At 75.6% G+C, this 13,903-nt stretch carries 11 protein-coding genes; 7 read left to right on the forward strand and 4 right to left on the reverse strand.

Annotated features, from left to right (window positions below):
• Positions 1-120 precede the first annotated feature (120 nt).
• Genes FB380_RS20530 through FB380_RS20540 form a run of 3 tightly spaced genes read left to right on the forward strand, consistent with a single transcriptional unit; the run spans position 121 to position 3,700 of the window.
• Positions 121-1,251 carry a polyprenyl synthetase family protein gene (locus FB380_RS20530; protein ID WP_229682192.1) on the forward strand — a complete coding sequence of 377 codons (1,131 nt, stop codon included), beginning with the start codon at positions 121-123 and terminating at the stop codon, positions 1,249-1,251.
• An 8-nt stretch (positions 1,252-1,259) separates the two neighbouring features.
• Positions 1,260-2,753 (forward strand): phytoene desaturase family protein, encoded by a 1,494-nt coding sequence (gene crtI / locus FB380_RS20535; RefSeq protein ID WP_166757098.1) that lies wholly within the window; start codon positions 1,260-1,262, stop codon positions 2,751-2,753.
• Positions 2,750-3,700: a phytoene/squalene synthase family protein gene (locus FB380_RS20540; protein ID WP_166757099.1), complete on the forward strand. Its 951-nt coding sequence runs from the start codon at positions 2,750-2,752 to the stop codon at positions 3,698-3,700. The genes crtI and FB380_RS20540 overlap by 4 nt, the downstream gene beginning before the upstream one ends.
• Positions 3,701-3,733: 33 nt before the next feature.
• On the opposite strand, the gene FB380_RS20545 is transcribed toward FB380_RS20540, so the two are convergent.
• Positions 3,734-4,057 (reverse strand): Rv2175c family DNA-binding protein, encoded by a 324-nt coding sequence (locus FB380_RS20545; RefSeq protein ID WP_166757100.1) that lies wholly within the window; start codon positions 4,055-4,057, stop codon positions 3,734-3,736.
• 13 nt (positions 4,058-4,070) lie between these two features.
• Between FB380_RS20545 and FB380_RS20550 the strand changes: the two genes are divergently transcribed.
• From FB380_RS20550 to FB380_RS20565, 4 genes are all read left to right on the forward strand, one after another.
• On the forward strand, positions 4,071-5,225 hold the full coding sequence (locus FB380_RS20550; RefSeq protein WP_166757101.1) for an alpha-hydroxy acid oxidase: 1,155 nt from the start codon (positions 4,071-4,073) through the stop codon (positions 5,223-5,225).
• Between the two features lie 181 nt (positions 5,226-5,406).
• Complete coding sequence (locus FB380_RS26100; RefSeq protein ID WP_166757102.1) at positions 5,407-7,428, forward strand: Stk1 family PASTA domain-containing Ser/Thr kinase; 2,022 nt, start codon at positions 5,407-5,409, stop codon at positions 7,426-7,428.
• Between the two features lie 10 nt (positions 7,429-7,438).
• Entirely contained in the window at positions 7,439-8,338 is a 900-nt protein-coding gene (locus tag FB380_RS20560) for a deoxyribonuclease IV (RefSeq protein ID WP_229682193.1), read from the forward strand.
• A gap of 213 nt (positions 8,339-8,551) precedes the next feature.
• The gene (locus tag FB380_RS20565; protein WP_166757103.1) at positions 8,552-9,691 is read left to right on the forward strand and encodes a S8 family peptidase; all 1,140 of its coding nucleotides are present in this window, start codon (positions 8,552-8,554) and stop codon (positions 9,689-9,691) included.
• A 66-nt stretch (positions 9,692-9,757) separates the two neighbouring features.
• On the opposite strand, the gene FB380_RS20570 is transcribed toward FB380_RS20565, so the two are convergent.
• From FB380_RS20570 to FB380_RS20580, 3 genes are all read right to left on the reverse strand, one after another.
• Entirely contained in the window at positions 9,758-11,248 is a 1,491-nt protein-coding gene (locus FB380_RS20570; protein ID WP_166757104.1) for a GntP family permease, read from the reverse strand.
• A gap of 169 nt (positions 11,249-11,417) precedes the next feature.
• Positions 11,418-12,473: a threonine aldolase family protein gene (locus FB380_RS20575; RefSeq protein ID WP_166757105.1), complete on the reverse strand. Its 1,056-nt coding sequence runs from the start codon at positions 12,471-12,473 to the stop codon at positions 11,418-11,420.
• Positions 12,473-13,810, reverse strand: a complete 1,338-nt coding sequence (locus FB380_RS20580; RefSeq protein WP_188959632.1) for a class II 3-deoxy-7-phosphoheptulonate synthase — start codon at positions 13,808-13,810, stop codon at positions 12,473-12,475. The genes FB380_RS20575 and FB380_RS20580 overlap by 1 nt, the downstream gene beginning before the upstream one ends.
• Positions 13,811-13,903: the final 93 nt, after the last annotated feature.

Genomic DNA, 13,903 nt, shown 5'->3' on the forward strand with positions numbered 1-13,903 from the left:
GGACGGCCCGCGACACGGCGGACCGGCGTGGCCGGCGGAGGAGGAGGCCCGATGGAGACCACGGCCGCACCAGCCAGGGTGAACGGGCAGCGTCCGATCACGGCGCGCGATACTGGCCCGGTGACCGCCGGGACGCAGCACCGTCAGCCACCCGCCCTGGTCCCGGCCCTGCCGGGAGCCGGGGACGTCGAGCGGGTCCGCGCAGCCGTCGCCGCCGCACTGGCCGGGTTCCTGGCCGAGCAGCGGCAGACCCTGTCCGGGATGGACGAGTCCCTGGTCCCGGTGGTCGACGAGGTCTGCGCGCTGGCCGAGGGCGGCAAGCGGCTGCGGCCGCTGTTCGCCTACTGGGGCTGGCGCGGGGCGGCGGCCGGCGCGGCCGGTGTCGCCGAGGCCGACGCCGACGTGCTGCGCGCCGTCGCCGCCCTGGAGTTCGTGCACGCCAGCGCCCTGGTCCACGACGACGTCATGGACGGCGCCCTGACCCGCCGCAACCGCCCCGCGACGCACATCGGCTTCGCCACCCGGCACGGCGACGCGGGCCTGCACGGCGACGCCGCCGGGTTCGGCATCGGCGCCGCGATCCTGGTCGGTGACCTGGCGCTGGTCTGGTCCGACGAACTGCTGCGCCGCTCGGGCATCTCCGCGCCCGCCCTGGCCCGCGCCCGCGGGGTCTGGGACACCATGCGCACCGAGGTCACCGCCGGGCAGTACCTGGACCTGCTGCGCGCCGACGGCGGGCTGCCCGGGCCCGGGGGCGCGCTGACGGTGGCCCGGTACAAGAGCGCCGGCTACACGGTGCAGCGGCCGCTGCAGCTCGGTGCCGCGATCGCCGGGGCCGGCCCCGACGTCAGCGACGCCTACACCGCCATCGGGCTCCCGCTCGGCGAGGCGTTCCAGCTCCGCGACGACGTGCTCGGCGTCTTCGGCGACCCCGCCGTCACCGGCAAGTCCGTGGACGACGACCTGCGCGAGGGCAAGCAGACGCTGCTGATCGCCCTGGCCGAGGAGCGGGCCGACGACGCCGGCCGGCGGCTGCTGGCCGGCGCCCTCGGCGACCCGGACGCCGGCCCGGAGCAGTTCGCCGCGCTGCGCACCCTCCTGGAGGAGACCGGGGCCCGCAGCCGGGTCGAGGAGCGGATCGCCGACCGGACCGCCGTGGCCCGCACGGCCATCGCCGCCGCCCCGATCAGCGACGAGGCCCGGGTGGCCCTCGACGCCCTCGCCGTCGCCGCGACCAGCCGCACCGCGTGAGGAGCACAGTGCGCACGGTGCCGGGGCGCACCGACCGGGTCGTCGTCGTCGGCGCGGGGCTGGCCGGCCTGTCGGCGGCGCTGCGGCTGCGCGGCGCCGGGCGGGAGGTCACCGTCGTCGACCGCTGTCCCGGCCCCGGCGGGCGGGCCGGCCGGGTCGAGCGGGCCGGGTACGCGCTGGACACCGGCCCGTCGGTGTTCACCGCCCCCGACCTGGTCGCCGACGCCTTCGCCGCGGTCGGCGAGACGATGTCCGACCGGCTGACCCTCACGCCGCTGGACACCACCTACCGGGCCCAGTTCGCCGACGGGTCGCACCTGGACGTGCACGCCGACCGCACCGCCTTCGCCGCCGAGGTGGAGCGGCTGTGCGGTGCCGGCGAGGCCGCGGCCCTGCTCCGCTACCTCGACGACCTCGCCGAGCTCTACGAGCTGCAGCTGCGCACCTTCATCGACCGCAACCTGGACTCCCCGCTGGACCTGCTGGGTCCCGAGCTGCTGGCGCTGGCCCGCCGCGGCGGGTTCCGCCGGCTGTCCCGGCACGTCGGGGACGCCTTCACCGACGACCGGTTGCGCCGGCTGTTCAGCTTCCAGGCGCTCTACGCCGGGGTCTCCCCGTTCCGGGCGATCGCCGCCTACGCGGTCATCGCCCAGCTCGACATCGGGGCCGGCGTCTGGCACCCGCAGGGCGGCATCGGCGCCGTCCCCCGGGCGATGGCCGCGGCGGCCGCCGACGCGGGGGTGGTCTTCCGCTACGGCACCGAGGTCGCCCGGCTGGAGCTGGCCGGGGACCGGGTCACCGGGGTGGCGCTCGAGGACGGCGACCTGCTGCCCGCCGACGCCGTCGTGGTGACCGCCGACGCCCCGCACCGGCTGGTGCCCGGCCTGCGCGGCCCGCGGCGCCCGGTCTACTCGCCGTCCTGCGTGGCGCTGCACCTGGGCGTGCGGGCCGAGCTGCCCGGCCAGGCGCACCACACGATCAGCTTCGGCGCGGCCTGGGAGCAGGTGTTCGCCGAGCTCACCCGCGACGGCCGGCCGATGAGCGACCCCAGCCTGCTGATCAGCATGCCGTCGGTCACCGACCGCTCGCTCGCCCCCGACGGCGGCCAGGTGCTCAGCGTGGTCGCGCCCACCCCGAACCTCGACCCCCGCAGCGGCGGCAACCCGGACCTGGACTGGCCGGCGCTGGCCCCCCGCTACCGCGAGGAGCTGCTGGCCACCCTGGAGGCGCGGGGCTGGACGGGGGTCGGCGAGGCGATCGAGGTCGAGGAGCTGCTCACCCCGGTCGACTGGGCCGCCCAGGGCATGGCCGCGGGCACCCCGTTCGCGCTGGCGCACACCTTCGGGCAGACCGGGCCGTTCCGCCCGTCGACCCTGCCCCGCAGCGGGCCGGAGAACGTCGTCCTGGCCGGTTCGTCGGTCCAGCCGGGGGTCGGCGTCCCCATGGTCGTCATCAGCGGACGGCTCGCCGCCGAGCGCATCACCGGTCCGGTGCCGGCATGACCGCCGTCCCGCCGCCCGGCCGGGCGGCGCAGCAGGCGGCGCTGGACGCGGCCTACGCGGTGTGCCGCGGGATCGCCGCCGAGCACGGCAAGTCCTACTTCCTGGCCACCCGGCTGCTCACCCCGGACCGTCGGGCGGCGATTCACGCCCTCTACGCCGCCGCCCGGGTGGCCGACGACATCGTCGACGTCGGCGCCGACCAGCCCGGCCGGGATCCCGAGGGCGAGCTGCTGGCCTGGTCGAAGGCGGCGCTGGAGGAGGTCGAGGCCGGCTGGTCCGACGACCCGGTCCGGCTCGCCCTGGTGCACACCTACCGCCGGTACGGCATCCCGATGGAGCACCTCGTCGACTTCCTCGCCGCGATGACCAGCGACCTCGACGTCACCGGCTACGCCGACCTCGCCGCGCTGGACCGGTACATGTGGGGCTCGGCGTCGGTGATCGGGTTGCAGGTGCTGCCGGTGCTCGGCACCGCGCCGGGGGTGACCCGGGAGGAGGCGGCACCGCACGCCATCGCCCTGGGCGAGGCGTTCCAGCTGACCAACTTCCTGCGGGACGTCGCCGAGGACGTCGACCGCGGCCGGGTCTACCTGCCGGCGGACCTGATGGCCGCGCACGGGGTGACCCGCGAGCAGCTGGCCGCCCGACGGCACTCCCCCGGCTTCACCGCGCTGATGCGGGAGATGGTCGCGGTCACCCGCCGTCGCTACGACGACGCGGCACCGGGCACCCCGATGCTGGCGCGGGAGTCCCGCGACTGCGTGCGCGCGGCCACCGACCTCTACGGCGGCATCCTCACCGAGATCGAGCGGGCCGAGTACCGGGTGCTGGACGGGCGGGTCCGGGTGTCCCGGCCGCGGCGGCTGGCCGTGTTCGCCCGCCGGCTGACCGCCGCCCAGCTGGCCAGGGTCGGCGCTCCCCGGCCCGTGGCCGCCCGCGCGGCGTAGGCCGGTCAGCCGGCGGCGACCACAGCGCCAGGTCTACAGCGCGAGGGCCTGGGCCCGGCGGGTGACCTCGGTGTGCCGGTCGTCGCGCAGCGCCTGCACCGGCGTGCCCGGGAGCGAGTCGTCCTCCCGGAACAGCCACTCGAAGGCCTCCTCGTCGGTGAACCGGCCGTCGTACAGCACGGTGAGCAGACCGGGCAGGTGCTTGAGGACCGCCCCGTCCTGGACGAAGTCCACCGGGATCTTGCTGTTGCCGCTGCCGGGCACGGCCATGAGCTTCCGCTCGGCGATCAGCTGGCGGACCTTGTTCGTCGAGACGCCGAGCTGCTCGGCGACCTCCGCGGGGGTGAAGGTGTCCATAGGCTGCCAGGGTATGGCGCACAGTGCAGGCCCGGCGAACGGTCCCCGGCTCAGCCAGCCGCAGCGGAGCGGCGATGCCCCCGCCACCCCCGACGCCCCCGGTCGCGAGCCGCCGTACCTGGACCTCGACGCGCTCGCCGAGCGCGCCCGGGAGCTGCTGCCGGCCGACGTCGCCGACTACTACGCCGGTGGCGCCGGCACCGAGACCACCCTGGCCGAGGCGCCGGCCGCCTGGCGGTCGTGGCGGCTGCGCCCCCGCGTGCTGCGCGGGGTCGCGACCGCCCAGCTGGGCACCACGCTGCTCGGCACGGAGGTGGCCACCCCGATCGGGGTCGCCCCCTGGGCCTACCAGGGGATGGCGCACCCGGACGGCGAGCTGGCCACCGCCCGCGGCGCGGCCACGACAGGTGCGCTGATGACCGTCTCGACCAGCGCGACCACCTCGCTGGAGGAGGTCGCCGCCGCCCGTCCGGCCGGACCCCGCTGGTTCCAGCTCTACCGGCTGCACTCCCCCGCCCACACCGACGAGCTGGCCCGCCGCGCCGGGCAGGTGGGCTACGGCGCGCTCGTGCTCACCGTCGACCTGCCGGTGCTCGGCCGCCGGCACCGCGACCTGCGGCACGACTTCGCGCTGCCCGCCGGGCTCCGGCTCGCCAACCACCCGCCGGTCACCGGGACCCAGCCGCCGCTGGCCGCCGCCGAGACGCCCACCTGGACCTTCGCCGACATCGGCCGGTTCGCCGACGTCTCCGGGTTGCCGGTGGTGGTCAAGGGCGTGCTGCGCGGCGACGACGCGGCCCGCTGCGTCGCCGCCGGCGCGGCCGCGGTGTGGGTCTCCACGCACGGCGGCCGGCAGGCCGACCCGGCGATCGCCAGCGCCGAGGCGCTGCCGGAGGTGGTCGCTGCGGTCGGGGACGAGGCCGAGGTCTACGCCGACGGGGGCATCCGCACCGGATCCGACGCGCTGACCGCACTGGCGCTCGGCGCGCGGGCGGTGTTCCTCGGCCGGCCGACGGTGTGGGGGCTGGCCACCGGGGGCGCCGACGGCGTCGCCCGGGTGATCAGCGGGCTGAGCGAGGAGCTGGCGCACACCATGGCCCTGTGTGGGGTCGACGACGTCCGGGCGGTGCCGCGCGACACCGTCGTCCGGCCGTGGCCCGGCCGGTGAACAGCCGGCCGGCGCGCCGTCCGGCCACAGGCGCCCCGCTGGCCACGGACGCCCCGGACCGACCACGTCCGGCGACCCCACGCGCCCACCTGGTCACTCCAGGCGCCTGGAGTCCAGACCGTGACCTGGCCGCCCGCGTCGTTCGGGCCGCGCGCCGCGATCCGCTCCTAGACTCGCCGACGTGGAGACCGTCGTGACCGACCCCGTGGTCGGCCTCGTCCTCGAGGGGCGCTACCGCCTCGAGGAGCGTCTGGCGCGGGGCGGCATGTCCACCGTCTACGCCGCCACCGACCTCCGCCTGCACCGCACCGTGGCGGTCAAGGTGATGGCCGAGCACCTGGCGCACGACCCCGCCTTCGTCGACCGGTTCACCCGGGAGGCCCGGGCCACCGCGATGCTCAGCCACGTCAACGTGGTGTCGGTCAGCGACCAGGGCAGCGACCAGGGCCTGGTCTACCTGGTCATGGAACTGGTGCGCGGCCGCACGCTGCGCGACCTGCTGCAGGCCCGCGGCCGGCTGACCGTCGCCGAGGCCTTCGCCGTCCTGGAGCCGGTGCTGGCCGGGCTGACCGCCGCGCACCGGGCCGGCATCGTCCACCGAGACATCAAGCCGGAGAACGTGCTCATCTCCACCGACGGCCAGGTCAAGGTCGCCGACTTCGGGCTGGCCCGCGCGGTGGCCGGCACCGGGCAGACCAGCCACACCGGCGGCGTCCTCATCGGCACGGTCGCCTACCTCTCCCCCGAGCAGCTCGAGCGCGGCCGCAGCGACGCCCGCAGCGACGTCTACGCCGCCGGCGTGATGCTCTACGAGCTGCTCACCGGTCACCCGCCCTACGCCGGGGACACCCCGCTGGCGGTCGCCTACCAGCACGTGCACCACGACGTGCCCGTGCCGTCGTCCGAGGTGGCCACCGTGCCGTGGCAGGTCGACGAGCTGGTCACCCGCACCACCCGGCGCGACCCCGCGGCCCGGCCGCTGGACGCCGGGGCCTTCCTGGCCGAGCTGACCGACCTGCGCGCCGACCTGGGCCTGGCCCGCGTCCCGGTGCCCACCGGCCTGCCGGCCGACAACCCGGCCACGCTGCGCCCCACCAACCGCCCGACCGCGCCCCGCCCCCGGCAGCCCAGCGCGCCGGGCGGGCGCGGCGGCGCCCCGCACACCGAGGTGCTCGGCGGCGGCCCGGTGGACCGCGGCCGCGGCACCACCGTCCTGCCGGGCATGGGGCCCGGGCCGACCACCGCGGTCGGCAACGCCCGCCCGGGCATCGGCCCGCGCCCGCCCGTCGTCCGCCCCGGGGTGCCGCCGCACATCCGCCGCCGCCGCGCCCAGCTGGGCATCGCGGTGGTGCTGCTGCTCGCGGTGACCATCGGGGCGATCGGCTGGTGGCTGGGCGTGGGGCGCTGGACCGAGGTCCCCGACCTGCTCAGCAAGGACCAGGACACCGCGGTCGGGCTGCTGCAGGAGGCCGGCCTGGACCCGGTGCTCGGCGAGGAGCAGTTCAGCGAGACGGTGCCGCCCGGCGCGGTGATCACCGCCGACCCGGCCGCGGGTGAGGCCATCCGCGGCTCGGACGTGGAGCTGGTCGTCTCCAAGGGCCCGGAGCGGTTCTCGGTCGACCCGGCGCTGGCCGGCCAGCCCGCCGACGCCGTCCTGGCCCAGCTGCAGACCCAGTTCCCCGACCTCGCCTTCACCACCGTGGACGACTACAGCGACGAGGTGGACCAGGGCAACGTCCTCCGCTTCGACCCCGTGCCGGGCACGGAGCTCAAGCGCGGGGACACCGTCACCGTCGTGGTCTCCTCCGGCCGGGCGCCGGTCGCGGTGCCCAACGTCGTCGGCCAGAGCCCGGACGCCGCCGAGAGCAACCTGGAGCAGCTGGGCTTCACCGTCCAGCGGGCCACCGGCCGCAGCGCCGACGTCGCCACCGGCGCGGTCATGGCGGTCAGCCCCGGTCCCGGCGCCGGCCGGCAGCCCTACGGCAGCACGGTGACGATCACCGTCTCCGAGGGCCTGCCCCAGGTCGCCGTCCCCGACGTCACCGGCAAGAGCCGGGAGGAGGCCGTCGCCACCCTCGAGGAGGCCGGCCTGGAGGCCGAGGTCACCCAGTTCTTCGGCAACCAGGTGCTGCGCCAGACCCCGGGAGCCGGTGAGGTCGTCGACCTCGGCACGTCGGTCACCATCCTCGTGACGTTCGGGTGACGCGCACCCCGTGACCTCCTCGCCTGCCGTGCTCCCCGCGATCGGGGCGCACATCCAGATCAAGGGCGGCCTGGCCAAGGGCGGGCTCGCCTACACCGACGCCGTGGGCGCCCGCGCCGTCCAGGTCTTCGTCGGCAACCCACGCGGCTGGCGCCCCAGTGCCGGCGACCCGGCGCAGGACGCCGCGTTCACCGCCGGGTGCGCCGAGCGCGGGGTGCCGTCGTTCATCCACACGCCGTTCCTGGTGAACGTCGGGTCCCCGAGCGAGGCGACGGTCGAGCAGTCGGTCGCCACCATCCGACACAACCTCGCCCGGGGCGCCCAGCTCGGCTGCGCCGGCGTCGTCGTGCACGCCGGCTCGGCGGTGGGCGCCGACCGGTACGACGCGGCGCTGGCCCAGCTGCACGAGCGACTGCTGCCGGTGCTCGACGAGCTGCCCGAGGGCGCGCCCCGGCTGCTGATCGAGCCGACCGCCGGCGGCGGCAGGTCGCTGGCGGCCACCGTCGAGGACCTGGGCCCCTACCTGGCCGCCCTCGACCACCACCCCGCCGTCGGCGTCTGCTTCGACACCTGCCACGCCTGGGCCGCCGGGCACGACCTCGCCACCCCGGGCGGGATGGCGGCCACCCTGGACGCGCTGGAGGCGACCGTGGGCCCGGGCCGGCTGGGGCTGGTCCACGCCAACGACTCGCTGGACGCGCGCGGCTCCACCCGCGACCGGCACACCACCATCGGGGCCGGCTCGATCGGCAGCGGGCCGTACGGGACCGGGCCCTTCGCCGAGCTGCTCACCCACCCGTCGATGGCCGGGGTGCCGGTGGTCGTGGAGACCCCCAGCGCCGACGACGGGCACGCCAGGGACATCGCGCTGCTCTGCGCGCTGCGCGACGGCGGCCTCGTCCCCGCCTGACCGACGCCCCCCACCGGCGGCATCGAACGCACGACGCCCGGCCGGACGACGCCTGGCCGAACGCGGCTGACCGGCGACGCGCCCGGGTGCCGGGACACACCGGGCGCAATCGATCCCACGGCCGCAGGCCTTCCGGAACCGAGACCCAGTGGTTTCACTCTCCGTGTCGGACTCGCAGCTGACTGCGATGTCCCTGGAGCGAGGAGAACCACCGTGCAGATCCGCAGGACCCTGGCCACCGCCGCCGTCGCCGCCCTCACCGTCACCGGGCTGGGCCTCACCACCGGCACCGCCGCCGCCGCACCGGGTGCCCCGGCCACCTACATCGTGAGCCTCACCCCCGGGTCGGTGCCGGCCTCGGTCGCCGCCCTGGCCAGCGACCGGCTGGGTGCACACGTCGACCACGTCTACACCGCGGCGCTGAACGGGTTCGCCGTCACGCTGCGCCCGGAGGTGGCCGATCGGCTCGCCACGCTGCCGGGTGTCGCGGCCGTCGAGCGGGACGCCCCGGTGCAGCTGCAGGGCACCCAGTCCGGCGCTACCTGGGGCCTGGACCGCATCGACCAGCGGGCACTCCCGCTCGGCGGCGCCTACAGCTGGACCGCCACCGGCGCGGGCGTCACCGCCTACGTCATCGACACCGGCGTCCGGCTGGCGCACGGTGACTTCGGTGGCCGGGCGGTCTCCGGGTACGACGCGGTGGACGGCGGGCGGGCCGACGACTGCAACGGCCACGGCACGCACGTCGCGGGCACCGTCGGCGGCGCGCGCCACGGGGTGGCCAAGGAGGTGCGCCTGGTCGCCGTCCGGGTGCTGGACTGCGCCGGGAGCGGCAGCAACGCCGGGGTCATCGCCGGCATCGACTGGGTCACCGCCCACCACCAGGCCGGCGCCCCCGCGGTGGCCAACATGAGCCTGGGCGGCGGCGCCAGCCGGGCGCTGGACCGGGCCGTGCAGCGCTCGATCGCCGACGGGGTCACCTACGCCGTCGCGGCCGGGAACGGGGACGCGTGTGCCGGGTCGCCGTCCCGGGTGGGTGCCGCCCTCACCGTCGGCGCCACCGACCGCAACGACGCACCGGCGTCGTTCAGCAACTACGGCAACTGCGTCGACCTGTTCGCCCCCGGCGTGGGCATCACCAGCGCCTGGTCCACCTCGGACACGGCCACCGCCACGATCAGCGGGACGTCGATGGCCACGCCGCACGTGGCCGGCGTCGCGGCGCTCTACCTGCAGGGCGACCCGGCCGCCTCGCCGGCCACGGTGGCCGACGCGATCACCGCGGCGACCACCCGGGACGCCGTCCCCACCACCCGCACCGCCGACAACGACCTGCTGTTCAGCACCTGGTGAGCCGGCGGGCCGGGTCGTCCGCGCGCGCGGGCGGCCCGGCCCCGGCCGGTGCACCGGAGGACGGCGCTAGACGACCAGGCTCAGCGCCCAGGCGATGGCGAAGCCGACCACCCCGATCAGGGTCTCCATCACCGTCCAGGTGCGCAGCGTCGTCTTCACGTCCATCTCCAGGAACCGGCCGACCAGCCAGAACCCGGAGTCGTTGACGTGGGAGAGCACGGTGGCGCCACAGGCGATGGCGATGACCACCAGCGCGGTGTCCAGCCGGGACAGGTCGTTCTCCGCCACCGCGGGGGCGATCAGCGCAGCGGTGGTCAGCAACGCGACCGTCGCCGAGCCCTGGGCGACCCGCAGGCAGGTGGCGATCACGAAGGCCGCGACGATCACCGGCAGGCCGATGGACTCCAGGCTGTCGGCCAGCGCGGTGCCGATGCCGCTGGAGCGCAGCACCCCGCCGAACATGCCGCCGGCGCCGGTGATCAGGATGATCGCCGCCACCGGGCCGATCGAGGAGTTGAGCAGGTCCTCGGTCTCGGAGCGGGAGAACCGCTCCCGGCTGAGCACCGTGGCCGCGACGAGCAGGGTGATCAGCAGCGCCACCGGCGTCTGGCCGAGCAGGGTGACCCAGTCCAGCCAGCCGGCCTCCCCGTCGACCGCACCGGCGGTGGCCAGGGTGTTGAAGCCGGTGTTGAGCAGGATGAGCACCAGGGGCAGGAGCAGCAGGGCCAGCACGGTGCTGAACTTCGGCGGCCCGGTCCGGGTCTCCGTCGTCGTCGCCGTCCCGGCGGCCACGGTGGCACCGCTGCCGCCGCGACCCGTGCCGCCACCGACCGGGCCGTCCACGTCGTCGACGTCGCTGTCGACCCGGGGGTCGTCGGCCTCGGACTTGCGGCCGGCGAGCGTAGAGGGGATCGGGACGTGGACCCGTGTGCCGATCCACCGGCTGAACAGGTAGCAGGAGATGAACCAGGTGGGCAGCCCGATGACCAGGCCGACGACGACGAGCAGGCCGATGTCGGCGCCCAGGATGTCCCCGGCGCCGACCGGCCCCGGGTGCGGCGGCACGAAGGCGTGCATGACCGCGAAGGCACCCGCCGAGGGCAGCGCGTAGAGCAGCACCGACCCGCCGAACCTGCGGGCGACGCTGAAGATGATCGGCAGGAAGACGACGAAGCCGGCGTCGAAGAAGATCGGGAAGCCGAACAGCAGCGAGGCCACGCCCAGGGCCAGCGGCGCGCGCTTCTCCCCGAACCGGTTGATCAGCGAGTCCGCCAGCACGGTGGCGCCACCGGTGACCTCGAGCAGCTTGCCGATCATCGCGCCCAGCCCGACCAGCAGCGCGACGGCGGCCAGGGTCGAGCCGAACCCGGCCAGCAGGGTGTCGATGACGTCCCCGATGGGGATCCCGGTCGCCAGCGCGGTCAGCAGGCTGACCAGCACCAGCGCCACGAAGGCGTGCACCTTGAACTTCATGATCAGGACGAGCAGGACGGCGACGGCGCCCACGGCGATCAGCAGCAGCGGCGTGGTGCCCAGGGCGGGTTCGACTTCTGGCACGGGAGACCTCTCAGAGTCGACGGCGGCGCGGTCTCGACCGCGGGCGCGGACGAGTGCACCACTGTGACAGCGGTGATCACCTGTCCGCGACCGCACAGCACGTCACGATCGGGTCTCGCCGGGCACCGCCCCGCGCGCCGGCCGGGCAGCCCTGACGTCGCCGCCGGGCTCAGCGCCCGGCGAGGTCGCCGATCACCTGGGTGAGCACCTTGGCGGCCCGCTCCACGTCGTCCCGGTCGACGTCCAGGTGGGTGACGAGCCGGACCCGCCGCGCGCTGACCTGGCCGACCAGCACCCCCTGGGCCCTGGCCGCCTCGGCGACGGCCGGGGCCGGCACGTCGTCGACGACCACCATGTTGGTCTCCACCGTCGCCGGGTCGACCCCGAGGCGCTCGGCGAGCAGCCGGGCGTGCTCGTGGTCGGTGGCCAGCCGGTCGAGGTGGTGGTCCAGGGCGTGGGCGGCCGCCGCGGCGAGCACCCCGACCTGGCGCATGCCGCCGCCGAGCCGCTTGCGCCACAGCCGGGCCGCCGCGATCCGCTCGGCGCTGGCGACCAGCACCGACCCGACCGGGGCACCGAGCCCCTTGGACAGGCACACCGAGGCGGTGTCGGCCAGCCGCCCGTAGGTGGCCAGCGGGACGCCGGAGGCCACGGACGCGTTGAAGACCCGGGCGCCGTCCAGGTGCACGTTGACCCCGGCGGTGCGGGACCACGCGAACAGCTTCTCCAGCTCGGCGAGGGGCTGCACCAGCCCGCCGCCGCGGTTGTGGGTGTTCTCCACGGCGATCGCGGCGGTCGCGGTGAGGTGCCAGTCGCCGTGCGGGCGCACCTGGGCGATCAGCTGGTCGGCCGAGAGCCGGCCGCCGTCGGAGACCACCGTGCGGGAGGAGAGCCCGAACAGCGCCGCCGCGGCACCCATCTCGTAGGTGAGCACGTGCGCGTCGGCGTCCCCGAGCACCTCCTGGCCGGGCTCGCAGACCAGCCGCAGCCCGATCTGGTTGCCCATCGTCCCGGACGGCACGAACAGCGCGGCCTCGTGGCCGAACAGCTCGGCGACCCGCTCCTCCAGCGCGTTGACCGTCGGGTCCTCGCGGTAGACGTCGTCGCCGACCTCGGCCTCGGCCATCGCCCGGCGCATCGCCGGGGTCGGCCGGGTCAGGGTGTCCGAACGCAGGTCCACCGCGTCGCCGCGGGTGGCTGGGCCGTCGGTGTCGATGCCGTACATCAGCCGCGCAGCATCTCGGTCACGAGGAACGCCAGCTCCAGCGACTGGCCGGTGTTCAGCCGCGGGTCGCACGCCGTCTCGTACCGGCTGTTCAGGTCGTCGTCGCTGATCTCCATGGCGCCGCCCAGGCACTCGGTGACGTCCTCACCGGTGAGCTCGACGTGGATGCCCCCGGGCCAGGTGCCCAGGCCGCGGTGCACGTCGAAGAAGCCCAGCACCTCGTCGACCACCCGGTCGAAGTGCCGGGTCTTGTACCCGCTGGGCGACTCGTGGGTGTTGCCGTGCATGGGGTCGCACTGCCAGACCACCTGGTGCCCGCTGGCGGTCACCTTCTCCACGATGCCGGGCAGGACGTCGCGGATCTTCCCGTTGCCCATCCGGCTGATCAGGGTGAGCCGGCCGGGGACGCCGTCGGGGTCCAGCCGCTCGACCAGCTCGGTGGCCTGCTCCGGCGTGGTGCCCGGACCGATCTTCACGCCGATCGGGTTGGCCAGCCGGGAGACGAACTCGATGTGCGCGCCGTCCATCTGCCGGGTGCGCTCCCCCACCCAGACGAAGTGTGCGCTCAGCGCGTACGGGCGGCCCTCGTACATCCGCGTGAGGGCGCGCTCGTAGTCCAGGATCAGTGCCTCGTGGCTGCTGTAGAGCTCCACCCCGCGCAGCGCCGAGTCGTCGACCCCACAGGCCTTCATGAACGCCAGTGCCCGGTCGATCTCCTGGGCGACGACCTCGTAGCGCACCCCCGCCGGGGAGCTGGCGACGAAGTCCTTGTTCCAGTCGTGCACGGCGTGCAGGTCGGCCAGACCGCCGCGGGCGTAGGCCCGGATCATGTTCATCGCGGCCGCGGAGTTCGCGTAGGCCCGCACCAGCCGGTTCGGGTCGGGGATCCGCTCCTCGAGCACCGGGTTCAGCGAGTTGACCATGTCGCCGCGGTAGGACGGCAGCCCGAGGGCGTCGGTGTTCGACGAGCGCGGCTTGGCGTACTGCCCGGCCACCCGGCCGACCTTCACCACCGGCACGCTCGCCCCGTAGGTGAGGACGACGGCCATCTGCAGCAGCGTGCGCGTCGTGGCCTGCAGGTGCGGCTCGGTGTTCAGGTCGAAGGTCTCGGCGCAGTCGCCGCCCTGCAGCAGGAACGCCTTGCCCTGGGCGACGTCGGCCAGCTGCTGGCGCAGGGTGTCCACCTCGGCCGGCGCCACGATCGGCGGCACGCTGGAGAGGGTGGACAGCACGGCGTCCACGGCGGCCCGGTCGGGCCACTCGGGCTGCTGGGCGGCGGGCAGCCCCCGCCACCGGTCCAGGTCCGGCAGGAGCGCGGCGGGTTCAGGGAGGCTCACCCCCTGAGGGTACGGCGCGCCGTCCCCTCTCCGGGACTCCTGTCCGGCTGGTGGGACGGGTGCCAGACGCGGCCGGTACGGAAGATCGACTGG

Origin of the sequence: Modestobacter marinus, assembly GCF_011758655.1 — a bacterium.
Lineage (GTDB): Bacteria > Actinomycetota > Actinomycetes > Mycobacteriales > Geodermatophilaceae > Modestobacter > Modestobacter marinus.